Genomic DNA, 295 nt, shown 5'->3' with positions numbered 1-295 from the left:
GTTGGTGAACTCGACGGCCTACCGGCAGCTGGTCTCGCGCAACGGCGCGGACATGAAGCAGGGTGACGTCGTGCTGATCTGGGGCGCCTCGGGCGGGCTCGGGTCGTATGCCACGCAGTACGCGCTCAACGGCGGCGCCATCCCCGTGTGTGTGGTGTCGAGTCCGGAGAAGGCGGCGATCTGCCGGAAGCTGGGCGCGGAGCTGATCATCGACCGCAACGCCGAGGGCTACCGGTTCTGGAAGGACGAGCACGAGCAGGACCCGAAGGAGTGGCAGCGGTTCGGGGCGAGGATC

The 295-nt window shown here is 68.1% G+C and carries 1 pseudogene; it reads left to right on the top strand.

Features of this window, described 5'->3' with window-relative positions:
• A pseudogene (locus OO60_RS44380) lies at positions 1-295 on the top strand (crotonyl-CoA carboxylase/reductase); the annotation flags it as partial.

This window comes from Amycolatopsis vancoresmycina, assembly GCF_000716785.1.
In the GTDB taxonomy this organism is placed as follows: Bacteria; Actinomycetota; Actinomycetes; order Mycobacteriales; family Pseudonocardiaceae; genus Amycolatopsis; species Amycolatopsis vancoresmycina.
This window is presented reverse-complemented; position numbering and strand designations above follow the sequence as displayed.